At 73.4% G+C, this 21,869-nt stretch carries 20 protein-coding genes and 2 pseudogenes; 10 read left to right on the forward strand and 12 right to left on the reverse strand.

Annotated elements, in window-relative coordinates; all coding sequences use genetic code 11:
• The first annotated feature begins 52 nt into the window (after window positions 1-52).
• A complete protein-coding gene (locus ACZ66S_RS23260) occupies window positions 53-1,012 on the forward strand; it encodes a hypothetical protein (protein WP_469903438.1) in 960 nt (319 codons plus the stop codon).
• A gap of 665 nt (window positions 1,013-1,677) precedes the next feature.
• Here ACZ66S_RS23260 and ACZ66S_RS23265 read toward each other — a convergent pair.
• From ACZ66S_RS23265 to ACZ66S_RS23275, 3 genes are all read right to left on the reverse strand, one after another.
• Window positions 1,678-2,553: a PhzF family phenazine biosynthesis protein gene (locus tag ACZ66S_RS23265; RefSeq protein ID WP_469903439.1), complete on the reverse strand. Its 876-nt coding sequence runs from the start codon at window positions 2,551-2,553 to the stop codon at window positions 1,678-1,680.
• A 42-nt stretch (window positions 2,554-2,595) separates the two neighbouring features.
• Window positions 2,596-4,392 carry a glycoside hydrolase family 15 protein gene (locus ACZ66S_RS23270; protein WP_469903492.1) on the reverse strand — a complete coding sequence of 599 codons (1,797 nt, stop codon included), beginning with the start codon at window positions 4,390-4,392 and terminating at the stop codon, window positions 2,596-2,598.
• Between the two features lie 83 nt (window positions 4,393-4,475).
• The gene (locus tag ACZ66S_RS23275) at window positions 4,476-5,255 is read right to left on the reverse strand and encodes a DeoR/GlpR family DNA-binding transcription regulator (RefSeq protein ID WP_469903440.1); all 780 of its coding nucleotides are present in this window, start codon (window positions 5,253-5,255) and stop codon (window positions 4,476-4,478) included.
• Window positions 5,256-5,378: 123 nt separating this feature from the next.
• Between ACZ66S_RS23275 and ACZ66S_RS23280 the strand changes: the two genes are divergently transcribed.
• Window positions 5,379-6,263 (forward strand): SIS domain-containing protein, encoded by an 885-nt coding sequence (locus tag ACZ66S_RS23280; RefSeq protein WP_469903441.1) that lies wholly within the window; start codon window positions 5,379-5,381, stop codon window positions 6,261-6,263.
• An 8-nt stretch (window positions 6,264-6,271) separates the two neighbouring features.
• Window positions 6,272-7,122: pseudogene (locus tag ACZ66S_RS23285) on the forward strand (class II fructose-bisphosphate aldolase).
• Here the strand turns inward: ACZ66S_RS23285 and ACZ66S_RS23290 are convergent.
• Entirely contained in the window at window positions 7,100-7,873 is a 774-nt protein-coding gene (locus tag ACZ66S_RS23290; RefSeq protein WP_469903442.1) for a class I SAM-dependent methyltransferase, read from the reverse strand. The pseudogene ACZ66S_RS23285 and the gene ACZ66S_RS23290 overlap by 23 nt on opposite strands.
• Window positions 7,866-9,008, reverse strand: a complete 1,143-nt coding sequence (locus tag ACZ66S_RS23295) for a methyltransferase (RefSeq protein ID WP_469903443.1) — start codon at window positions 9,006-9,008, stop codon at window positions 7,866-7,868. The genes ACZ66S_RS23290 and ACZ66S_RS23295 overlap by 8 nt, the downstream gene beginning before the upstream one ends.
• A 66-nt stretch (window positions 9,009-9,074) precedes the next feature.
• Here ACZ66S_RS23295 and ACZ66S_RS23300 point away from each other — a divergent pair, with 66 nt between their 5' ends.
• From ACZ66S_RS23300 to ACZ66S_RS23315, 4 genes are read left to right on the forward strand one after another with little or no spacing between them, the layout of a single operon-like run.
• Window positions 9,075-9,716 (forward strand): alpha-ketoglutarate-dependent dioxygenase AlkB family protein, encoded by a 642-nt coding sequence (locus ACZ66S_RS23300; RefSeq protein WP_469903444.1) that lies wholly within the window; start codon window positions 9,075-9,077, stop codon window positions 9,714-9,716.
• Between the two features lie 37 nt (window positions 9,717-9,753).
• Window positions 9,754-10,998 (forward strand): ROK family protein, encoded by a 1,245-nt coding sequence (locus ACZ66S_RS23305; protein WP_469903445.1) that lies wholly within the window; start codon window positions 9,754-9,756, stop codon window positions 10,996-10,998.
• The gene (locus ACZ66S_RS23310) at window positions 10,991-11,713 is read left to right on the forward strand and encodes an NUDIX hydrolase (RefSeq protein WP_469903446.1); all 723 of its coding nucleotides are present in this window, start codon (window positions 10,991-10,993) and stop codon (window positions 11,711-11,713) included. Before ACZ66S_RS23305 ends, ACZ66S_RS23310 begins: the two co-directional genes overlap by 8 nt.
• Window position 11,714: 1 nt before the next feature.
• On the forward strand, window positions 11,715-12,164 hold the full coding sequence (locus ACZ66S_RS23315; protein ID WP_469903447.1) for an RpiB/LacA/LacB family sugar-phosphate isomerase: 450 nt from the start codon (window positions 11,715-11,717) through the stop codon (window positions 12,162-12,164).
• Here the strand turns inward: ACZ66S_RS23315 and ACZ66S_RS23320 are convergent.
• From ACZ66S_RS23320 to ACZ66S_RS23340, 5 genes are all read right to left on the reverse strand, one after another.
• Entirely contained in the window at window positions 12,161-13,150 is a 990-nt protein-coding gene (locus ACZ66S_RS23320; protein ID WP_469903448.1) for an NAD-dependent epimerase/dehydratase family protein, read from the reverse strand. The two genes, ACZ66S_RS23315 and ACZ66S_RS23320, sit on opposite strands and share 4 nt — an antisense overlap.
• A gap of 255 nt (window positions 13,151-13,405) precedes the next feature.
• On the reverse strand, window positions 13,406-14,329 hold the full coding sequence (locus ACZ66S_RS23325) for a phosphotriesterase family protein (RefSeq protein WP_469903449.1): 924 nt from the start codon (window positions 14,327-14,329) through the stop codon (window positions 13,406-13,408).
• 23 nt (window positions 14,330-14,352) lie between these two features.
• Window positions 14,353-14,937, reverse strand: coding sequence for a DUF4865 family protein (locus tag ACZ66S_RS23330; protein WP_469903450.1), 585 nt, complete (start codon window positions 14,935-14,937; stop codon window positions 14,353-14,355).
• Between the two features lie 11 nt (window positions 14,938-14,948).
• Window positions 14,949-15,344 carry a (R)-mandelonitrile lyase gene (locus ACZ66S_RS23335; protein WP_469903451.1) on the reverse strand — a complete coding sequence of 132 codons (396 nt, stop codon included), beginning with the start codon at window positions 15,342-15,344 and terminating at the stop codon, window positions 14,949-14,951.
• 13 nt (window positions 15,345-15,357) lie between these two features.
• Window positions 15,358-15,936 (reverse strand): TetR/AcrR family transcriptional regulator, encoded by a 579-nt coding sequence (locus tag ACZ66S_RS23340; protein WP_469903452.1) that lies wholly within the window; start codon window positions 15,934-15,936, stop codon window positions 15,358-15,360.
• 170 nt (window positions 15,937-16,106) lie between these two features.
• Here ACZ66S_RS23340 and ACZ66S_RS23345 point away from each other — a divergent pair, with 170 nt between their 5' ends.
• From ACZ66S_RS23345 to ACZ66S_RS23355, 3 genes and pseudogenes are all read left to right on the forward strand, one after another.
• Window positions 16,107-16,400 carry an SHOCT domain-containing protein gene (locus ACZ66S_RS23345; RefSeq protein ID WP_469903453.1) on the forward strand — a complete coding sequence of 98 codons (294 nt, stop codon included), beginning with the start codon at window positions 16,107-16,109 and terminating at the stop codon, window positions 16,398-16,400.
• A pseudogene (locus ACZ66S_RS23350) lies at window positions 16,397-17,149 on the forward strand (ABC transporter ATP-binding protein); the annotation flags it as partial. The gene ACZ66S_RS23345 and the pseudogene ACZ66S_RS23350, both read left to right, overlap by 4 nt.
• A gap of 677 nt (window positions 17,150-17,826) precedes the next feature.
• A complete protein-coding gene (locus ACZ66S_RS23355) occupies window positions 17,827-20,388 on the forward strand; it encodes an ABC transporter permease (RefSeq protein WP_469903454.1) in 2,562 nt (853 codons plus the stop codon).
• A gap of 401 nt (window positions 20,389-20,789) precedes the next feature.
• Here ACZ66S_RS23355 and ACZ66S_RS23360 read toward each other — a convergent pair whose 3' ends face one another.
• Together ACZ66S_RS23360 and ACZ66S_RS23365 are read right to left on the reverse strand one after the other, a co-directional pair.
• The gene (locus ACZ66S_RS23360) at window positions 20,790-21,311 is read right to left on the reverse strand and encodes an ATP-binding protein (RefSeq protein WP_469903455.1); all 522 of its coding nucleotides are present in this window, start codon (window positions 21,309-21,311) and stop codon (window positions 20,790-20,792) included.
• Between the two features lie 183 nt (window positions 21,312-21,494).
• Complete coding sequence (locus tag ACZ66S_RS23365; protein ID WP_053847615.1) at window positions 21,495-21,818, reverse strand: hypothetical protein; 324 nt, start codon at window positions 21,816-21,818, stop codon at window positions 21,495-21,497.
• Between the last annotated feature and the right edge of the window lie 51 nt (window positions 21,819-21,869).

Below are 21,869 nucleotides of genomic sequence, written 5' to 3' on the forward strand. Positions count from 1 at the left end.
GGGGTATCTTGAAGTGCATCGGGAACCCTTTGCCGAGCCGGAGGAGCCGGTCATGCACGCTGGACTGAAGATCACCGCGTTCGCCGCCGCGCTGGCAGCGACGTTCGGTACCGCCTACGGCGTGGGCCAGGGCATGGGCCCCGTCGTCGACGACGAGCCGCCCGCCCGCCACGACACGCACGCGGGCGGCGAGGACACGGCACAGGCACCAAGCTCACAACAGCCGGGGCATTCGGAGCATTCGGGGCAGGACTCATCTCCGGCCGGCGGGCTCCAGATCTCCGAGGGCGGCTACACCCTCGATCTGCGGACCCCGCGCCTCGCAGCCGGACGGACCGCCGATCTCCGCTTCACCGTCCGGGGCGACGACGGCCGCCCGGTCACGGCCTTCCGTCGGGAGCACGACAAGGAGCTCCACCTGATCGTCGCCTCCCGCGACCTGAACACCTACCGTCATCTGCACCCCACCCGGGCCGCCGACGGAACCTGGAGCATCCCCGTCTCCCTGCCCCGGGCGGGCGGCTACCGGGTCTTCGCCGACTTCACCCCCGACAGGAAGGGCGCCGAGAACCTCACCCTCGGCGCGGACCTGGCCGTGTCGGGCCCCTACGCACCCCGGGACCTGCCCGCACCGCACACCACCGCCGGCACCGACGGCTACGAGGTGAAGCTCGGTGGAGCGCTGCGCCCCGGCGCCGCCCGTGAACTGAAGCTGACGGTGTCCCGGGGCGGCCGGCCGGTCACCGACCTCCAGCCCTACCTCGGCGCCTACGGCCACCTGGTCGCCCTGCGCTCCGGTGACCTCGCCTACCTCCACGTCCACCCGAACGGCGAGCCGGGCACCGCTCCCGCCGGCCCGGACATCTCCTTCACGGCCACGGCGCCCACCAGCGGCAGCTACCGGCTCTTCCTCGACTTCAAGCACGAGGGCAAGGTGCACACGGCGGCGTTCACCGTCAGGTCGGGAGGAACGGCCCCCACCCACGGGTCCCCGGCCCCCCACGCCCACTGACGGTCACCTCTGCCCCCGACCCGCACACGTGCGCAGGGTCGCGGTGAGTTCGCCGGGGCGGCCCAGGACCTCGCCCTGGCGGGGGGTGAGGACGGCGTCCTCGGGATCCGGCCGAGGTCCGGGGCGCAGGAGCCGACCCCGGCAGCCGCCCCCGGACGGGGCTCATCCAACGACCACGTCCGTGACGGGACCCCACAAACCCCCGGCAACCCCGCGCTCTGACCGTCACCCGGTGCGGGGCCCATGCCGTGCGCAGGGACGCGGTCAGCTCCCGGGGCCCGGTCCTCGTTCTCGTGGGGGGCGAGGATGATGTCCTCGGGTCCGGCCCAGGCCCGGGGGCGCGGGCGCCGACCTCGGCCGCCGCCCCCGGACGGGGCTCATCCGGCGACCACGCCCGCCGGGACCCCACAAGCGCCGGGCAACCCCGCGCTCTGACCGTCACCCGGTGCAGGGCCCATGCCGTGCGCAGGGACGCCATCAGCTCACCGAGGCCCGGTCCTCGCTCCTGGTGGACGGTGAGGACGGCGTCCTCGGACCTGGTCCACGGCGCCAACCTCGGTGGCCGCGCCCGCGGACGGGGATTTCCACGAGAACTCCGCCGACCACAGTGGCCACGCCCGTGGAACGGGCCCCACGAGCACCCCGACAACCCCGCCCAGCGACCATCACCCGATACGGGCCCCCGTCCCCCCGACCCGTACCCGAGGGTCGCCCGCGCGCAGGGTCACCGTGAGTTCGCCGGGGCGGCCCAGGTCCTCGCCCTGGTGGAGGGTGAGGACGGTGTCGTCGGGGACGAGGCCCAGGTCGCGGGCGTATGCGCCGAACGCCGCGGCCGCGGCGCCGGTCGCCGGGTCCTCGACGACCCCGCCGACGGGGAACGGGTCACGGACGTGGAAGACGGTGGCCGACTCCCGCCACACCAACTGGACCGTGGTCAGGTCCAGTCGGTGCATCAGTGCTTCGAGGCGCGCGAAGTCGTACGCCAGCTCCGCGAGGCGCGCGCGGGTCGCCGCCGCCAGGACGAGGTGGCGGGCACCGGCGAACGCGATCCGGGGCGGGAACGCGGGGTCGAGATCGGCGGCCGGCCAGTCGAGCGCGGCCAGCGCCTCCGTGAGGTCGGCTTCGGTGACCTCCTCGACGTGCGGGGCGACGCTGGTGAGCGTGGCCCGCAGGGTGCCGTCCGCCTCGGCCACCGACACCGGCACGGTCCCGGCCGGGGTGGCGAACACCAGCTCCCCGGGGCCGATCCGCTCGGCCAGCGCGAGGGCGGTCGCGACGGTGGCGTGTCCGCAGAACGGCACCTCGGCCTTGGGGCTGAAGTAACGGATGCGGAACGTCCGCCCCACCGGTCCCTCCACCCCTTCGGGCGGCGCGGTCAGGAACGCGGACTCCGAGTACCCGAGCTCGGCGGCGATGGCCAGCATGTCGCCGTCGGAAAGAGCGGCGGCGTCCAGCACGACGCCGGCGGGGTTGCCGCCCTCGGGGTCGCTGGAGAAGGCGGTGTATCGCAGGACCTCGGGCCGGGGCGCGTTCGTCGTCATGCTGACGGCAACGTGGGACCAGGCGGCGGCTATTCCGGGCGCTCAGCCGAGGGCCCGGTCCAGGTTGAACGCCGCGCTGATCAGGGCGAGATGGGTGAAGGCCTGCGGGAAGTTGCCCTGCTGCTCACCGGTGTTGCTGATCTCCTCGGCGTACAGTCCCAGATGGTTGGCGTAGGTGAGCATCTTCTCGAAGGCCAGCCGGGCCTCGTCGATCCGGCCGGCGTGCACCATCGCCTCGACGTACCAGAACGAGCAGATCGAGAAGGTGCCCTCGTCGCCGCGCAGCCCGTCGGGGCTCGCCGTCGGGTCGTAGCGGTAGACGAGGGAGTCCGACACCAGCTCCTCGGTCAGCGCGTCCAGCGTGGACAGCCACTTGGGATCGGTCGGCGCGATGAACTTGGTCAGCGGCATCATCAGCACGGCGGCGTCCAGCACATCGCCGTCCTCGTGCTGCACGAACGCCTGCCGGGACTCCGACCAGCCGCGGTCCATGATCCGCCGGTAGATCGTGTCCCGGCACTCCCGCCAGCGGTTCAGGTCGGCGGGCAGACCGCGCCGGTTGGCCATGCGGATCGCCCGCTCGATCGCCACCCAGCACATGAGGCGTGAGTACAGGAAGTTCTTGCGGCCGCCGCGGGTCTCCCAGATGCCCTCGTCGGGCTGGTCCCAGTGCTCGCACACCCACTCCACCAGCGTGCACACGTCGTCCCACTGCCCGCTGGAGATGGGCTTGGCCCACTTGTCGTAGAGGTAGATCGAGTCGATCAGGGCGCCGTAGATGTCGAGTTGGAGCTGGTCCGCGGCGGCGTTGCCGACCCGGACCGGCGCCGAGCCCTGATGTCCTTCCAGATGACCGAGTTCACGCTCCGTCAGATCGGTGCGGCCGTCGATGCCGTACATGATCTGGAGCGGTCCCGAGGGGCCGTGGCCCTCCGGGCTGACGTGCCGGATCAGGAAGTCCATGAACTGCTCGGCCTCGCTGGTGAATCCGAGCCGCAGCAGGGCGTACACGCAGAAGGCGGCGTCCCGCACCCACACGTACCGATAGTCCCAGTTGCGCTCGCCGCCGAGCTGTTCGGGCAGGCTGGTGGTCGGCGCCGCCACGATGGCGCCGGTGGGCGCGTAGGTGAGCAGCTTCAGGGTGAGCGCGGAGCGGTGCACCATCTCCCGCCACCGGCCGCGGTACTTGGAGGCGGACAGCCAGTGCCGCCAGTAGGCGACCGTGCTGTTGAACTGCTCCTCGGCCTCGGTGCGCGCGCACCGGCGCGGGGTGACCTCGCCGCCGACCTGGTCCAGGGCGAACACCGCCGACTCGCCCTCGGAGAGCTTGAAGTCGGCCCGCGCGTCCGGGCCCTCGGTCTCCAGCGGCACGGTCGCCGTCAGCCCCAGCGACAGCTTCGGGGACTCGAAGACCGCCACGTCCCCGACCATGCGCAGGGTGTGCGGCTGGGCGCCGTAGTCGAACCGCGGCGCCACGCGCGTGCGGAACGGGATCGCACCGCGCACGCACACCACCCGCCGGATCAGCCGGTGCCGCTCGGTCTCCACCGCGTCGCCGTCCACCGGCATGAAGTCCTGGACCTCGCCGACCCCGTCCTCGGTGTAGAACCGGGTGATCAGGACGTTGGTGTCCGGGAAGTAGAACTGCTTGGTCCGGGCCGGCACGGCCGCCGCCAGCTCGAAGCGCCCCCCGCGCTCCGCGTCCAGGATCGACGCGAACACGCTCGGCGCGTCGAAGGACGGACAGCAGTACCAGTCGATCGTGCCGTCGGTCCCGACCAGCGCCACACTGCGCAGGTCGCCGATCAGACCGTGCTCGGCGATCGGCAGGTAGCCCATGTGATCCCTGGCTGATCCGCTCATCGCAGCCTCCTGCCGATCAGCCTAGGCAGGTTCCGTCGCGAGTGTCAGGGGAACGGTCCTCACACCGTGAGGACCCGCAGCCCCGCCTCCTCGAACCGCCGGACCGTCGCTGGGGCCGCCGCCGAGTCCGTGACCAGGGTGCCGACCTGCTCGGCGGCGCAGATCCGGGCGAAGGCCCGCTGCCCCAGCTTGCTGGAGTCGGCGGCCACGACCACCCGCTCGGCCCGCTCGCACAGCAGCCGGTTGATCGCGGCCTCCGCCTCGTCGTGGGCGGCGGCGCCGTGCGTGACGTCGAAGGCGACGACACCGAGCACCGCCACGTCGAGGGTGATCTGACCGAGCACCCCGTCCGCGAGCGGCCCGACGAGCTCGTACGACTGCGGACGCGCGACCCCGCCGGTCAGCACGATCTTGAACTGGGGGCGGACGGCCAGCTCATTGGCGATGTTGAGGGCGTTCGTGACGATCGTCAGCCCGGGGGAGCCGCTGGAGAGGTCTCCGCGCACGGCGAGGGCCCTGGCCACCTCGGTCGTGGTCGTGCCGCCGGTCAGCCCGACGGCCTCACCGGGAGCGATCAGCTCCCCGACCGCCTTCGCGATGCGCTGCTTCTCGGAGGCGTGGCGGGCCGTCTTGTAGCGCAGGGGCAGCTCGTACGACACCCCGTGCACGACCGCCCCGCCCCGGGTGCGCACCAGCATCTGCTGCTCGGCGAGCTGGTCGAGGTCACGGCGGATCGTCGCGGCCGAGACCTCCAGATCGGCGGCCGCCTCCTCGACGTCCAGCCGGCCCCGCTCGACGAGCAGCTCCAGCAGCGCCTTCCAACGGGCGTCCCGCGACATCCGCACCTCCGTCCCTCGCCCTCCCGGCGACCCTAGCGCACCCCTCCTGCGCACGGATGTTTGATTGTGCTCGAAACTCGGCTCTATCTTGCAAGAACAATCACCGCGACCGAGGGGTACGGCATGAGCCATGTCGAGGACGAGCTGACCAGCCAGCCCGCGTGCTGGACCCGGGTCGCGGGCGAGGCGGCCCGTCACTCCGGCGCGCTTCCGGCGGTCGGCGAGCGGGTCGCGATCGTCGGCTGCGGGACCTCGTACTTCATGGCGCAGGCGGCCGCGGTGCTCAGGGAGAGCGCGGGGCAGGGCGAGACCGACGCCTTCGCCGCCTCGGAGTTCCCGGCCGGCCGCGCGTACGACCGGGTCGTCGCCCTCACCCGCTCCGGCACCACCACCGAAGTGCTCGACCTGCTAGGGCAGTTGAAGGGCCGCACCCGCACCACCGCGGTCACCGCCGACCCGGACACCCCCGTCATGACCGCCGCCGACGAGGTCGTCGTCCTCGACTTCGCCGACGAACGGTCCGTCGTCCAGACCAGGTTCGCCACCACCGCCCTCACCCTGCTCCGCGCCCACCTGGGCCTGCACACCGACGCCGTGGTCGCCGACGCCCGCACCGCGCTCTCGGGACCGCTGCCCGAAGGGCTCGTCGACTGCACCCAGTTCACCTTCCTCGGTCGCGGCTGGACGGTGGGGCTGGCGAGCGAGGCCGGACTGAAGATGCGCGAGGCCTCTCTCGCCTGGACCGAGGCCTACCCCGCCATGGAGTACCGGCACGGCCCCATCAGCGTCACCACCCGCGGCACCGCCACGTGGATGCTCGGCGAGGCCCCCGACGGCCTGGCCGAACAGGTCCGGGAGACCGGCGGACTGTGGGTGCCGGGCACCCTGGACCCCCTCGCCGAGCTGGTCCGCGTGCAGCGCCTCGCGGTCGCCGTCGCCGCGGCCCGCGGCCTCGACCCGGACCGGCCCCGCCACCTCACCCGCTCGGTGATCCTCGCCCGCCCCTAGGAGACGTCGTGCCCCTGGTCACCACCGGCGAGCTCGTCACCCGCGCCGCCACCGCCCGCTCCGCCGTCGCCGCCTTCAACATCATCACCCTGGAACACGTGGAGGCCGTCGTCACCGGGGCCGAGTCCCTGGACACGCCCGTCGTCCTCCAAGTCAGTGAGAACGCCGTCAAGTTCCGCCAAGGACGCCTCCACCCGCTCGCCCGGGCCGCCGTCACCGCCGCCGAACGCGCCTCCGTCCCCGTCGCGTTGCACCTCGACCACGTCAAGAGCGACGGCCTGCTCCGCCAGGCCGCCGACGCGGGCTTCAGCTCCGTCATGTACGACGCGGCCCATCTGCCCTACGCCGAGAACCTCGCCGCCACCCGTGCCGCGGCCGACTGGGCGCACTCCCAAGGGCTGTGGATCGAGGCCGAGTTGGGCGAGGTGGGCGGCAAGAACGGCGCACCCCCGCTCGACGCCCACGCCCCCGGTGCCTGCACCGACCCCGCCGAGGCCCGCGCCTTCGTCACCGACTCCGGTGTGGACGCCCTCGCCGTGGCCGTCGGCAGCGCCCACGCCATGACCGAGCGCACCGCCACACTCGACCACGACCTCCTCAAGCGCCTGTCCGGCGCCCCCGACGTCCCCCTCGTCCTGCACGGATCCTCCGGGGTCCGCGACGAGGACTGACCGCGGCCGTCGCGGGCGGCATCGCCAAGGTCAACGTCGGCACCGCGCTCAACCTCGCCATGACCGGCGCGATCCGGGAGCACCTCGCGGCCCACCCCGACGCGGTGGACCCGCGCACCTACCTCGGTGCCGGGCGCGATGCCATGGTCGGGGCGGCCCGGCGGATCATCGAGCTGCTCGCGCGGTGAGGACGGGCTGGTAGAACCCGCTGGACGCCGGATCGTGCCAGCGCACCTCGGCGAAACCGGCGGCGGCCACGAACTCCGTGACCTGTGCGCGGGTCAGCGCCCAGGAGGTCGTACGGCGGACGCGGACCGCCCAGTCGTCCCCGCCGCCCGGCAGGAGCTGGAAGTACTCCTGGTCGTAGCGCTCGCCGTCGTCGTGCCAGTGCCACAACTGGAAGGTGATGACGCGGCCGTCGGAGCCCTCCGAGACCTGGGGGGCCGCGGCCGCCGGCCGGGTCCCGCGGAGTTCGTCGTAGTCCCGGAGGGTGAGCAGCAGCAGGCCCCCGTCCCGCAGCACCCGCCGCATGCCCGCCAGTGCCGCCGCCACGTCCGGGGCCGTCAGCAGATGGGCCAGGGAGTTGTCGGCGCAGACGACCACGTCGAAGACGGACGGCGCGAACGGCAGCCGTCGCATGTCCGCTGCGGCAGCCGGCAGCCGGGCGCCCCGTGAAGCCGCCTCCGCCGCGGCGCGCGTCACCGCGACGGGACTCAGATCGCTGCCGACGACCCGGTGCCCGGCCAGCGCCAGCCCGATCGCCTGGGTCCCGATCCCGCACGAGCAGTCCAGCACCCGGTGCGGGCCCGGCCCGAGGAGCGCACCCAGCGCCGCCGCCTGACGGGCCATGCTCGCGTCCCAGTCCGCGAAGATCCGGTGGTAGTCCGGAGCCAGCGAGTCGTAGAAGTCCCGTGCCGAGGAAGCCGAGGGTTCAGTCACCCGACCTTTTCACCGCCTTGAGCACCACGAACTTGGGGTCGCTCGCGACGAGTTGACTGTTGCCGAACAACTTCCGCAGCTTCACGTGGTACCCGAGGTGCCGGTTCCCGACGACCCACAGCTCGCCGCCGGGCCGCAGCGTCCTGCGCGCCCCCGAGAACATCCGCCAGGCCGTCGTGTCGGTCGTGGCCTGGTGGGAGTGGAACGGCGGGTTGTTCAGGACCAGGTCGACGCTTCCCGCCGCGACCCCCGCCAGACCGTCCCCGACCCGGAACTCCGCCTGCCCCGGCACGCCGTTCGCCTTGTACGTCCCCTCCGCCGAGGCCACGGCCTGGAAGGACTCGTCGACGAACAGCACCTCCGCCTCCGGGTTGGCGAGAGCCATGGCCGTACCGACGACGCCGTTGCCACAGCCCAGGTCCACGATCCGCTGGGAACCGCGGCTGTCCGGCAGGTGCTGGAGGAAGAACCGGGTGCCGATGTCGAGCCGGTCCGCGCAGAAGACCCCCGCGTGGTTGACGACGGCCCGCCCGGAGGCGGCCCCGATGCCGTCCGGGAGGGTGTAGCCGTACGGCCAGGGGTTGGCCGGCCGTTCGCGGGACGGCTCGGGCGTGCAGAAGACGAGCCGGGCCTTCTTCTCGGCCAGCGAGGTGCGGGTCGGCCCGAGGATCCGCTCGAACAGGTCGAGCGTCGAGGTGTGGATCTCCTTCACCATGCCGGTGCCGACGACCACCGTGCCCTCGTGCACCGCCGGCGCCAGCCGCGAGAGCTGGTCCTCCAGCAGGGCCAGGCTCTTCGGCACACGCACCAGCAGGACGTCGATCCGGCCGGGCGGCGGGTCCTGCGTGGTGAGCAGCCGCACGGTGCCGGGTTCGACACCGGCGCGCGCGAGGTTCGCCCGGGTCGCCTCCTGGCCGAGGAAGGAGTCGGTGATCTGCACCGGCCGGTGCGCCGCCAGCGCGGTGACCAGGGCGCCCCAGCGGTCCCCGACCACCACGACGGTGCCGGACAGCGCCACCCCTTCGTCCGCGAGATGCCTCAGCAGATACGCGTCGGAGGCGTCCCAGGCGCGCAGCCGGTCGCGCGGGTCCTCGGGGAAACGGGTGAGGGCGAGCTCGCCCCAGGGGGTCGTCATTCGGTCGTCCATCGTGCGTCCAGGCTATCGGAGCCGCAGCTCAGGCCCCTCGGGCAGGATGGAACGATGGACGCCGAGCTGTTCCCCCGAGCCCGTACGGAGGTCGCCCCGGGCGCGGTGCACCTGCCGGACTGGCTGCCCCCGGCACGGCAGCGCGCGCTGCTGGAGGCCTGCCGGGACTGGGCGCGCCCGCCCGCCGGACTGCGCACGGTCCGCACCCCGGGCGGCGGCACGATGACCGCACGCCAGGTCTGCCTGGGCTGGCACTGGTACCCGTACGCCTACGCCCGCACGGTCGCCGACGGCGACGGGGCACCGGTGAAGCCCTTCCCGCCCTGGCTGGGCGAGCTGGGCCGGGACGCCGTACGGGACGCCCTGGGCACCGAGACCGCCGGTTACGACATCGCGCTGATCAACTTCTACGACGGCGACGCCCGCATGGGCATGCACCGCGACAGCGACGAGAAGTCGGACGCGCCCGTGGTCTCCCTCAGCCTCGGCGACACCTGTGTGTTCCGCTTCGGCAACCCCGAGACCCGGACCAGGCCGTACACGGACGTCGAGCTGCGCAGCGGCGACCTGTTCGTCTTCGGCGGCCCGTCGCGGCTCGCGTACCACGGGGTGCCCCGCGTGCATCCGGGCACCGCGCCGCCCGAGTTGGGGCTGACGGGACGGCTGAACATCACGCTGCGAGTCAGCGGCCTCTAGACCGGGACGGCGAACGGATCATGGGAGACTCGCCCTCATGAGCGGCAAGGCGGACCCCCGGCCGGCGGGGGAAGGGACCACCTCGAGGGCGCGGCTGGACCGGGGGCGCGGTGCGCTCGGGCCCGCGTTGGAGCTCGTGCACACCGGGCGGGCGCCCACCCGGGCCGTGCTCACGGCGGAACTCGGGGTGACACGGGCGACGGCCGGCGCGGTCGCCGCGGAACTGGAGGCGCTCGGGCTGATCCGCGTCGACGCCCGGCCCACCGCGGCCGCCGGTTCGCAGGGCAGGCCCTCGCACCGGCTCGCGGTCGCCGAGGACGGCCCCGTGGTGCTGGCCGCGCAGGTGCACGCCGACGGCTTCCGCGCCGCCCTGGTCGGTCTGGGCGGCCGTATCGTCGCCACCGCCCCCGGCACCGAGACCGTCGACGCCGACCCGGCGAAGGTCCTCGGCTCCGTCGTCGAGGCGGGCGCCGACCTGCTGCGCACGACCGGCAGGCGGTGCGTCGGCGCCGGGCTCGCCGTGCCGTCCGCGGTCGCCGAACCCGACGGGCTCGCCCTCAACCCGCTGCACCTGGCCTGGCCCGCGGGCGCCCCGGTCCGCCGCATCTTCGACGAGTGCGTGCGCACCGCCGGGATCACCGGACCGGCCTTCGCGGGCAACGACGTCAATCTCGCCGCACTCGCCGAGCACCGCCACGGCGCCGGCCGCGGCGCCCGGGACCTGCTGTGCGTGGCGACCGGACACCGGGGCGTGGGCGGCGCCCTGGTGCTCGACGGACGGCTGCACACCGGCAGTTCGGGCCTCGCCCTGGAGGTCGGCCACCTCACCGTGAACCCCGAGGGCCGCCCGTGCCACTGTGGCAGCCGCGGCTGCCTGGACGTCGAGGCGGACCCGCTGGCCCTGCTCACCGCGGCGGGACTCGACCCCGGCCCCGAGCAGTCCCTGCTCCGGCAGGCCGACGACCTCGTCCGCGACCACTACGACGACCCCGCCGTCCGCAGGGCGGCCGAGTCGCTGATCGACCGCCTGGGCCTGGGCCTCGCCGGGCTTGTCAACATCCTCAACCCCGACCGGATCATCCTCGGCGGCCTCCACCGCACCCTGCTGGACGCCGACCCCGGGCGCCTGCGGGCCGTCGTCGCCGACCGCAGCCTGTGGGGACAGAGCGGCGGCGTCCCCATCCTGGCCTGCACCCTGGACCACAACAGCCTCGTCGGGGCAGCGGAGTTGGCGTGGCAGCCGGTGCTGGACGACCCGCTGGGGGCACTGACCCGTGGCTGAACTGCTCGAGGCCGGGGGACTGCGTCTGGTCGAGGTGGCGCCCCCCGTGCTTCCGCCCGGGACACGGACGGCCATGGACCGCGAGTGGGACGAGGCCGTCCTGGCCAACCCGGCCCTCTTCGACGGTCCGGTGGCGGTCTGCGCGGGGCTCTCCCGGCAGGCCCCGGACACCCTGCTCGTCTCCTGGTCCCGGACGACCTACCGCTACTTCGCCCTGCGCCGCGTCCCGGGCGCCACCGTCCTGCGGTCCCTGTTCGTGAGCGTGGTGCAGCCGACGCCGGACGGACGCGTCCTGGTGGGCCGGATGTCCTCGGCCACCGCCGCGCCCGGCCGCTGGCAGTTCCCCGGCGGATCGGTGGAGCCGCCCACCGGCGACGAACCGCTCGACGAGCACGCGCTGCGCCGCCACGCGGCGGTGGAACTGGCCGAGGAGACGGGCGTCGGCCTGCCACCCACCGACCTCACCCGCTGTCTGGTCACCTACGGCGAGGACGGACAGGTCGGCGTCCACTACCTGGCGCCGCCCCTGCCCGCCCATCTGCTCCGCGAGCGTTTCGAGGCACTCGTCGCCGCCGAGACGGCACGCGGTCGTGCCCCCGAGTTCGACCGGATCGCCCTCGTCGGCTCACCGGCCGAACTGCCGGACCTGGCAGGCGCGCACGTGGTGTACCTGGAACCCGTGGTCCGCTGGACGCACCGCCGAGTAGGCTCGTGACATGCGGATCTCCGTCTCCTCGGACATGGACGAACCGGTCGCGCGCACCCTCCTCGACGAGCTGCGGGCACGCGGCCACGAAGTCGTCGCGTACGGCGCCCTGAGCCCCGGCGCCGACCCGCAGTGGGCCGTCTGCTCCGAGGCCGCGGCCCGTGACGTGGCCGAGGGGACGGCCGACCAGGCCGTCGTGTGCTGCTGGACCGGCACCGGCGCCTCCATCGCCGCGAACAAGGTCCCCGGCGTACGGGCCGCCTTGTGCACGGACGCCTACACCGCGGACGGCGCCCGCCGCTGGAACGACGCCAACGTCCTGGCGCTCGGCCTGCGCCTCACCTCCGAGCCGCTCCTCAAGGAGATCCTTGACGCCTGGTTCACCGCGGCGCCGAGCGAGGACGCCGAGGACCGGGAGAACGTGGCCCGGGTGGCACGCCTGGACGCCGGCCGGGCCTAGCGGGACGCGCCCGCCCGGACGGCGAGCGGGCCCGCCACCTTCAGCTCCCCGCGGTCGATCAGCCGGCGCACCGACTCCAGTACGGCGTCCTCCGGTTCGTAGCGCGGGGCGTAGCCGAGGCGGGTCCTGGCCTTCTCGATGGAGAGGCACTGGCTGCGGTGCAGGTGCTCCCAGCTCACCTGGGCGTGTTCCGGGTCCGTGCTCGCGCGGAACTCCTCCCAGGTCACCGGTTCCAGCGACGCGGTCCGGCCGAACCATCCGGCCGCGAGACCGGCGTACCCCCGGACGTTCAGCGCGGTCGGGGCCACGATGTTGAAGTCCTCTCCCGCCGCCGCGTCCCGCCGCTCGACCGCCCGCTCGAAGGCCTGCGCGACGTCGTCCGCGTGTACATGGTGCATCAGCTCCACGCCGCTGCCGGGGATCTTCAGCGGCTCTCCCGCCGAGAGCGCGTACCAGACGGCGGGGTCGAAGCTGCCGAGCGGACCCACCGGGTGCCAGCCGGGTCCGACGATGTGCCCGGGATGCAGGGACGTGGTCACCAGGCCCCCGGCGGCCGTCTCCGCCTTCAGCATCCGGGCGATCCGGTCCTTCTGGATGCCGTACTCCCCGACGGGCGGCGTGCCCGTGGTCTCGGAGATCGGGACTCGGTCGGCGGGGCCGTGGCGCCACACGCTGCCGCAGTGCAGCAGGTGCCCGACCTCGCCGCGCAGCCGCCCGACCAGCGCGGTGGCGGAGTCCAGGGTGAAGCAGACCAGGTCGACGACGACGTCCGGCCCCAGCCCGGCCACGCGGTCACCGAAGGTGCCCTCGCCGTCCTCCCGCTCCCGGTCGGCGACCACCTGGCGCACCTGTTGCCATTCGGGAGCCTCGACGTAGGCGGCCCGCGTGCCACGACTGATGTTGATCACTTCATGGCCGGCGCGGACCAGTCGGGGAACCAGGAAGGTGCCGATGTGCCCGCTACCGCCGATGACGACGACTCGCATGTTCTCCCCATCAGTGTCGGTTCGCTCAGGCCAGTCTGATCAGGCCCCGGGCGGGGCCGTCAACCTCCGCAGCGCCACGGCCAGCGGCCACCGCGCTGTTCTCCAGTACGAGGCGGGGGACCACGCCTGTGCCGCGGCCGAGGGCGATCAGCGGCGGCGGTCCCTCGTGGCCGTCGGGCTCGCAGACCGTGTCGGGGACCGTGCCCAGCGGTCGGCCCCGAGGACGTCGACGCCCTCTGCCGCTGAGCGACGGGGTCAGGGCCGCGTCCACTCCACGGCCAGTGCCCGGCCGGGGTTGTCGACGAAGACGCGGCGCACCAGCTCCTCACCCAGCTCGGCCGCGAGCCGGGGACGCACCCGGCGCAGCAGGTACGGCATCCCCGGGCCCCCGTCGACCGACCGGGCGGCCGCCGTCGTGGTGTCGCCGCCGAGGAGCAGACGGTCCCCGTGACCCGCCTCGGCGAGGGACCGCACGGCGTCCGGCATGCGCCAGTCCGTGGCGTGGTTGGCGCGCGAGGGCCCGTCGAAGGCGAGCCAGCAGCCCGATGCCGCGGCCTGGCGGTGCACGGTGAAGTCGGGGGAGCGGTTGAGGTGTCCGAGGATCACCCGTCCCGGCGGCACCCCCAACTCCCCGCACAGCAGGTCCAGTACGTCCAGCGCGCCGGTCCCCAGCTCCAGGTGGACGGCGATCGGCGCCCCCGTCGCACGGTGGGCCTCGGCCGCCGCGGACATCGTCCAACGGGTGTGCGCGTCCAGGGCGTGGAAGCCGCCCGCCACCTTGATCAGCCCCGCCCGGACCCCCGACTCCCGGATGCCCTCGGTCAGTTCGGCCACGAACACCTCGGCCAGCCTGTCGCGCAGCCCGGCGAGCGTGTCGTCGTCGTAGTGGACGGACTGGTGCAGCCCGGTCGCGGCGACGATCCGCACCCCGGTCTCCCGTGCCAGCGCGGGCAGTTCGGCGGCCCGCCGCCCCAGTGCGTACGGCGTCCACTGCACCACGGCGCCGCCGCCCTGTTCGGCGAACGCGGCCAGCTCCGCCCGCGCCGCCAAGACGCTGCGCAGTTCCTGTCCGGGCAGCCGGGGACTGGCGAAGAACAGGTGGTCGTGGGCGTCGCACACCCCGAGCTCTTCGGCGGGGACGTCACCCGCCACGGTGCGAACGGCGGCCGTGCTCACCACTGTTGGCCCCGCAGCAGCCACCTTCACCACTGCCGCCCCCGCGGCAGCCGCTCCCGGCCCGGGGCCGAGACGTGCAGCACCTCGAACACCTCGCCGTCCGCCTCGGGCGGCTCGTGCGCCCAGAGCGAGAAGTGGGCGAGCTCCCAGCGGGCGGTGTCCACGACGGCCGCCGCGCACACCGCACCGTCCTCCCCGGCCAACCGCCCCGTCTCGCCCACCGCGTCCGCCATCACCTTGGCCAACTCCACGCCGTCGGGCACCGGTTGGCGCCGTCGCACGGCCCACCGGGCGGGGGAGCCGGCGGTGCCGCCCTCCTCGTACGACAGTCCGGTCCACTGCCGCACCGACGGGCGCCCGAAGTCATTGCTGAGCCCCTGGAAGGCGCCTCCCCAGAGGAAGGTGTTCATGCCCTCCACGGTGTTCCACAGGTAGAAGGGCGCGTACTGGTTGACGGGCGAGCCGTGCACCCCGCGCTCGCGCATCAGGTACGTCTTGAAGCCGAGCCCGTCCCAGTCGTCCAGCAGATGCCCGACCCGCCCGACGCGCGCGCGGATCACGCCCATGTCGTAGTCGGCGGGCAGGGTGAGCTCGTACTGCATGGCGTGCATCGGGCGTCTCCTCAGGCGGGGTAGTCCTCGGGGGCGACATGCGCGTCCCAGTCGGTCGTCGCGCCGTCCTCCGCTGCCTCGACGACCGCGAGATGGGTCATGAAGGTGTGCGGCCCGGCTCCGTGCCAGTGCCACTCGCCCGGTTCGATCCAGACCGTGTCGCCCGCCCGGATCGGCTCGGGGGGCGCGCCCCTGCGCTGCACCAGGCCCTCGCCCTCGGTGACATGCAGCACCTGGCCGTGCGGATGGCGGTGCCAGGCGGTGTGGGCGCCGGGGGCGAAGTGGACGGTGAACATCCGCAGCAGGGACGGGGCGGGAGGAGCGGCCATCTCGTCCAGCCACACCGTCCCGGTGAAGTTCTCCGCCGGTCCCTGCCGGGTTCGGGGGCGCTCTCGAGTGATCTGCACGTGTGTCCGCTCCTTACGACGAAAGGGGTGTGAGCAGCGAGAGCAGGCCCCGCACGCCGGTGTCGAACGCGGCGGGCGATCCGGACGCGCGGGCCAGGACATAGCCGCCCTGCACCGTCGCGAGCACGGTCGCTGCGATCTCCTCGCCGTCCAGCGAGGCCGCGAACTGGCCCTGTTCCTTGCCCTCTTCGACGATCCCGGCGATGCGCTCACGGATCCAGTCGATCGTCTCGTCCACCGGAGCGCGCAGTTCGTCGCTGGCGACGACCTCCGGATCCATCGTGAGCCGGCCGATCGGGCAGCCGCGCAGCACGTCCCGCTCGCGCCGCAGATACGCCTCGATGCGCTCGTACGGCGTCCCGGGCCCGCCCAGCACGCCCTCCGCGGTGGCGCGCAGCTCCTCGGCGGATCTGCGGATCGCGGCCAGGGCGAGGTCGGGCTTGCCCTTGAAGTGGTGGTACATGCTGCCCTGTCCGGCGCCCGCGCGCTCCAGGATGGCCTTGGGGCTGGTCCCCACGTAGCCGCGCTCCCACAGCAGTTCGCGGGTGGACTCGATCAGTCGGTCCGAGGTGCTCATGGTCGCACTGTACATACTAGTAGTTACAGAAGTCGAGCCCCCTGGGAGCAGGCGGAACAGAGCCGCGTACTCCCCGGGAGGTACACGCACTGCCGCTGGCCGTACGACGACCCGACCCCCTCCCCGGAGCCAGTCTCGAAGCAGCCCCGAACGAACCCTCAGGAACTCCAGGGAGATGAACCGACATGCAGACTCTCGCGCACTGGGACGGTGGCCCGGGCCCGTGGATCCTCTTCTTCCCGCTGATCTGGGCGGCCGTCGTGCTCGGCGTCGTCACCGTCCTGCGCCGCACCGGTTGGCAGGGCCGCCGCGGACCGTGGCGCGCCATGGCCGACGCCCGCCCCTCCGGGGACTCGCCCATCGCGATGCTCGGCCGCCGCTTCGCCTCCGGCGAGATCGACGAGGACGAGTACTGGCGCCGGCTGTCCGTCCTGGACGAGCAGTTCGGCCGCGCGTCGGGCAAGGGCGGTGCGGCATGACCGTCACGGCCCCCTCCGGCGGGACTCCAACCGCCCGGGTGGTCGACGCCGTGAAGGTCTACGGCAGCGGCGACACCGGCGTGCGGGCCCTGGACGGGGTGAGCGTCGACTTCCCGGCCGGCCGCTTCACCGCGATCATGGGGCCCTCCGGCTCCGGCAAGTCCACCCTCATGCACTGCGCGGCCGGCCTCGACACGCTCACCGAGGGCACCTCGTACATCGGCGACACCGATCTCGGCTCCCTCGACGACCGCCGTCTGACCCTGCTGCGCCGGGACCGCGTCGGGTTCGTCTTCCAGGCGTTCAACCTGGTGCCGACGCTGACCGTCGAGGAGAACATCCGGCTGCCGCTGGACCTCGCGGGCGGCGGGGGCGACCCCGAGTGGATCGACGCGCTCATCGACGTCGTCGGCCTGCGCGACCGGATCCACCACCGGCCGGCCGAGCTCTCCGGCGGGCAGCAGCAACGCGTCGCCGTGGCCCGGGCGTTCGCCGGCCGCCCCGACGTCGTCTTCGCCGACGAGCCCACGGGGAACCTCGACTCCCGCTCCGGCGGGGAGGTCCTCGGCCTTCTCGGCAGGACCGTGCGCCGGACTGCCCGCACGGTCGTCATGGTCACCCACGACCCGGTCGCCGCCGCCCACGCCGACGAGGTCGTCTTCCTCGCCGACGGACGCCTGGTCGACCGCATGGAGTCACCGACCGCGGACAGGGTCCTGGACCGCCTGAAGGCCTTCGAGACGCCTTCGCGGGGCGGGAAGCCGCCCCGGACACCGGAGCTGCCCCGGACAGGGGCGCCACCCCGGCCAGAAGCGGCGAACTGGGTCGGGGCGCCGGCGAGGACGGAGGCGTCGTCCCGTGCAGAGGTGCCGCCCCGAGGCGAGGCGTCCTCTCGGCGAGAGGCACTGGCCAGGACGGAGGCGTCGTCCCGTGCAGAGGTGCCGCCCCGAGGCGAGACGTCCTCTCGGCGAGAGGCACTGGCCAGGACAGAGACGCCGCCCCTCACAGAGGTGCCGCCCCGAGCGGAGGTGCCGCCCCGAGCCGAGGCGCCAACTGGGCGAGAGGTGTCGGCCAGGATAGAGACGTCGTCCCGCGCAGAGGTGCCGCCCCGAGGCGAGACGTCAACCCGGCGAGAGGCACCGGCCAGGACAGAGACGTCGCCCCTCACAGAGGCGCAGCCCCGAGACGAGACGTCAACCCGGCGAGAGGCACCAGCTCCAACGAAGGCACCGGGCCCGACAGAGGCACCAGCCCCGACAGAGGCGCCCGCCCCGACAGAGGCGCCCGCCCCGACAGAGGCGCCGGTCAGGACGGATGCGTCCCCCGACGCAGACGCAGCGGCCCGCACCCAGGCACCCTCGCCCACGCAAGCCCTCTCCCGCTCGGAACCGCAGGCCCCCTCGCCCACCCCGACGGAGGACCCCTCATGAACGCCTCCCTCCGCCTGAGCACCGCCTCCCTGCGTGCCCACAAGCGGCGGTTCGCCGGTACCTTCCTCGCCGTGTTCCTGGGCGTCGCGTTCCTCGCCGGGACCCTCGTCATGGGCGACACCCTCCGCGCCGGCTTCGACGCCATGTTCGGCAACGCGACCAGCGGCACCGACGCGGTGGTGCGCAGCGCCGACGCCATCACCACGCCGGGGGAGAGCGAGGGGGTGCGCGAACCGGTAGCCACCGGCCTGGTCGACACCGTCGAGCGGGTCCCCGGCGTCGCGGCCGCCGCCCCCGACATCCAGGGCGCCGGCCAACTCGTCGGCGCCGACGGCGAACCCGTCGGGGGCCAGGGCCCGCCCACCCTCGCCGGCAACTGGATCGACGACCCGGAGCTCAACCCGTACCGGCTCGCCGAGGGCCGCGCCCCGGAGCGGTCCGGCGAGGTCGTCGTCAACCGCGGCGCCGCCGAGAAGGGCGGCCTGAAGATCGGCGACACGACGGTCCTGCGGACGCCCGACCCCGTCGAGGTGACCCTCGTCGGTCTCGCGACCTTCGGCGGCGAGGACGGCATGGCCCAGGTGACCTTCACCGGCATGACCCGCGCCGACGCCGAGAAGTACCTCACGGCCAGGCCCGGCGAGGCGTCGAGCATCAAGGTGCGCGCGGGACCCGGGGTGAGTCAGCGTGAACTCGTCGAGCGGCTGACTCAGGCCCTCCCCAGGGGAGTTGAGGCGATCACCGGGCAGGAGTCGGCCCAGGAGAACACCGACATGATCTCCAGCCAGTTCCTGACCGTCTTCACGACCTTCCTGCTGGTGTTCTCGGGCGTTGCCCTCCTGGTCGCCACCTTCTCCATCCACAACACCTTCGCGATCGTCGTCGCCCAACGCACCCGTGAGAACGCCCTGTTGCGGGCACTCGGCGCCTCCCGGCGCCAGGTCACCGCGTCGACCCTGACCGAGACGAGTGTCGTGGCCGTCACCGCCTCCGCCGTCGGCCTCGCGGGCGGCATCGGAATCGCGGCCGGCCTCCAGAGCCTGTTCCCGGCGATCGGATTCTCCTTCCCCGAGGGCGACTTGGTGGTCAGCGTGCTGTCGATGCTGCTGCCGCTCGCGGTGGGCGTCGTGGTCTGTCTGGGCTCCGCGCTGCTGCCCGCCGTACGCGCCGGACGCACCGCGCCCCTCGCCGCACTGCGCGAGACGGCCGTCGACCAGTCGGGCGCCTCCCGCGTCCGTGCCGTCACCGGGGCCGGTCTGACCGCGCTCGCGGTGGCCGTCACCCTCACCGGCGTCCTCGTGTCACCGTCCGTCCTGCTCGCGGGAACCGGCGCGGTACTGGCCCTCGTCGCGTTCGTGGTCCTCGGCCCGGTCGCCGCCACGACAGCCGTACGCGTCCTCGGCAGCCCCCTCGACCGGTTGCGCGGCGTCACCGGGTCCCTCGCCCGGCGCAACGCCCTGCGCAGCCCGAGGCGGACGGCCGCCACCGCGAGCGCGCTGATGATCGGCGTGGCCGTGGTCTCGCTGTTCACGGTGTTCGGGGCGTCCCTGAAGGCCACCATGGACCAGACGGTCTCCCGGTCCTTCGCGGGCGATGTCGCCGTCAGCACCCCGTCGTTCGGCGCGGGCGGCAGCGGACTCAGCCCCCGGCTCGCCGGAGCTGTCCGACAATTGCCCGAGGTGGACACGGCCGTGGGCCTCGGCCGCGGTGTCGCCGAAGTCGACGGCCGGGGGCGGGCGTTGACCGTCACCGACCCTCTCGCGCTGGAGCGCACCTTCGATCTGGGCACCGTGCACGGCTCCCTGCGCGACCTCGGCACCGACGGCATCGCCATCACCGGCACGGAGGCCGAGAAGCTCGGCCTCGCGACGGGGGACCAGGTCCGACTCGCCTTCACCGACGGCGAGCAGCACACCTTCACGGTCCGCGCGGTCTACGGACGGTCCGAACTGGCGGGGGACTACGTCATCACCCGGGCGGCCTGGGCCCCGCACCGCACACAGGACGCGGACACCCTCGTCGCGGTTTCCTTCAAGGACGGGGTGAGCACCGACGCGGGCAAGGCGGCGGTGGAAAAGGTAGCTGCGCGGTACGGCCATCCCGAGGTGCAGACCCGCGCCGAGTACGCGCAGTCCTCGGCCGGCGGCATCGACATGATGCTCACCCTGGTCTACGCTCTGCTCGCCCTCGCGGTCCTGATCGCGCTGCTGGGCATCGCCAACACGCTGACCCTGGCGATCCACGAACGCACCCGCGAACTGGGCCTGCTGCGGGCCGTGGGCCAGACCCGGTCCCAGCTCCGCGCGATGGTCCGCTGGGAGTCGGTCCTGGTCGCCGCCTTCGGCACGGTCGGCGGACTGGGCCTGGGCGCCTTCCTGGGCTGGGTCCTGGTCAAGGCCTCGGACGGCACGAGCGACAGCACCTTCGCCTTCGCACTGCCACCCCTGCAACTGGCGATCGTCGCCCTGGTGGGCCTCACCGCGGGAGCCCTCGCGGGCCTGCGCCCGTCCCACCGAGCCGCCCGGCTCGACGTGCTCCGAGCGATCGCGACCGAGTGAAACGGTCGAGCACCCCTCGAAGGGCCACACCAACGAGAACCGGCGGCCGTGCGAAACCCCCGTGCGGGGACGCCTCGTACGGCCGCCTGCCCGCCGACGCTACGGCCGCTTTCCCGCCGACGCTACGGCTGCCTGCCCGCCGAAGTCCCGCAGAGCCGGCGCCCTCCCGCGCCCCCGCCTCGACGTACGGCGAGTACCGCGACGGAGCGAACGGCCCGTACCTGTCGGCGTGGAACCCACCCGCGCGCCCACTGAGTCAACGCGCGCGCCCCGCCTACGACCGGCCCCGACCCGCCGGCGCACCCGGCAAGGCCCGCATGACCGCACGAGCCTCACCCGGCACCGACCACCCAGCGCACCCCGCGACTTGGCGTGCGGGAAGGGAAGCCGTCACCGCCCGGTCAGCCGGGAACGGCGGACCGGGCGGGAGCGTGTTCGGGCCGGAGGACTTCCGCGCGCACCTCGGTGAACCGGAGCGCGCTCTTGTCGAGGACGGTGCGCCGCTGGGGCCGCGCGGCGGCGGGCGTCGGCAGGGTGAACCACACGAACTTCCCCGCATCGCCGTCCGGCCGTACGCCCCAGCTCTCGCTGACCGCGGCGACCATAGCGAGCCCTCGCCCGCACGTGGCGAGCGGCTCGGTGTCCTTGATGTCGGCCACGACCGGCAGACGCGGGTCGTGGTCGTGCACCGAGACCATGAGCCGGTCGAGCAGCAGCTCGATCTCCACGGTGCACGTCTTGTCGGGCTGGGCATGGCGGTGGACGTTGGTCAACAACTCCGTCACACCGAGCACGGCCCGGTCTATGAGGGGATCCATATGCCAGTAGCGCAACTGCGCAGAAAGGATTCTGCGGACCTGGCCGATCCGCGACGGCAGAGCCTGAAGCTCGACCGTGCAATGCCTGCTTGGGTGACTGATCACGGCTGCGACTCCCCGACGTGAGGTCCGGAAGAACACGGAGTTCGGATCGATCCAGCAGGTGCCTGCATGACGGCCGCCTGCTGTCGTGCCCGGCGGGCTGGTGTGCAGCGTGATCGCCGGTAAACCCAGAGTGATGTGAGACCAGCGTGACGCAGGAGGCGCGTCACCGCAACTCGCGGTGACCTATTCGCTACGCCCCGCAGCCCTGCGCACGGCCTCGATGAACCGGCGTGCAGCGGGCGGCCCCGGCTCGCCCGGGGCGGGGTCGTGCTCGCCGAGCGTCAGCAGGTACCGGTTGCCGTTGAGGTCGGCGAGGGCTCGGTCGTCCGAGGCGAACCAGGGCTTGGAGGCGCGCACCGCCTGCACCGGCGCGCTGTCGATCTCGCTGCCGTAGCTGGTGAGCAGTTCCAGTCTGCCGTCGTTGATCCGGACCTGACCGGCCCGGGTGAGCGATCGCAGCCGCTTCCCGATCCGCACGCCCGTAGCCGTGAACTCCGGCTCCGCCATGCCGCCCCGCCCCCTTGTGCGCGTCGGTGTGCCCGCCCGGACTCCCGCGTG

The organism is Streptomyces sp. NPDC107471 (genome assembly GCF_055582845.1).

Coding starts and splice junctions, on each gene's coding strand:
- ACZ66S_RS23295 (WP_469903443.1), bottom strand. CDS start 9,008: ATGACGACCCCCTGGGGCGAGCTCGCCCTCACCCGTTTCCCCGAGGAC.
- ACZ66S_RS23305 (WP_469903445.1), top strand. CDS start 9,754: ATGAGCGGCAAGGCGGACCCCCGGCCGGCGGGGGAAGGGACCACCTCG.
- ACZ66S_RS23315 (WP_469903447.1), top strand. CDS start 11,715: ATGCGGATCTCCGTCTCCTCGGACATGGACGAACCGGTCGCGCGCACC.
- ACZ66S_RS23355 (WP_469903454.1), top strand. CDS start 17,827: ATGAACGCCTCCCTCCGCCTGAGCACCGCCTCCCTGCGTGCCCACAAG.
- ACZ66S_RS23270 (WP_469903492.1), bottom strand. CDS start 4,392: ATGGGCTACCTGCCGATCGCCGAGCACGGTCTGATCGGCGACCTGCGC.
- ACZ66S_RS23320 (WP_469903448.1), bottom strand. CDS start 13,150: ATGCGAGTCGTCGTCATCGGCGGTAGCGGGCACATCGGCACCTTCCTG.
- ACZ66S_RS23345 (WP_469903453.1), top strand. CDS start 16,107: ATGCAGACTCTCGCGCACTGGGACGGTGGCCCGGGCCCGTGGATCCTC.
- ACZ66S_RS23260 (WP_469903438.1), top strand. CDS start 53: ATGCACGCTGGACTGAAGATCACCGCGTTCGCCGCCGCGCTGGCAGCG.
- ACZ66S_RS23340 (WP_469903452.1), bottom strand. CDS start 15,936: ATGTACAGTGCGACCATGAGCACCTCGGACCGACTGATCGAGTCCACC.
- ACZ66S_RS23300 (WP_469903444.1), top strand. CDS start 9,075: ATGGACGCCGAGCTGTTCCCCCGAGCCCGTACGGAGGTCGCCCCGGGC.
- ACZ66S_RS23265 (WP_469903439.1), bottom strand. CDS start 2,553: ATGACGACGAACGCGCCCCGGCCCGAGGTCCTGCGATACACCGCCTTC.
- ACZ66S_RS23280 (WP_469903441.1), top strand. CDS start 5,379: ATGAGCCATGTCGAGGACGAGCTGACCAGCCAGCCCGCGTGCTGGACC.
- ACZ66S_RS23275 (WP_469903440.1), bottom strand. CDS start 5,255: ATGTCGCGGGACGCCCGTTGGAAGGCGCTGCTGGAGCTGCTCGTCGAG.
- ACZ66S_RS23365 (WP_053847615.1), bottom strand. CDS start 21,818: ATGGCGGAGCCGGAGTTCACGGCTACGGGCGTGCGGATCGGGAAGCGG.
- ACZ66S_RS23330 (WP_469903450.1), bottom strand. CDS start 14,937: ATGCACGCCATGCAGTACGAGCTCACCCTGCCCGCCGACTACGACATG.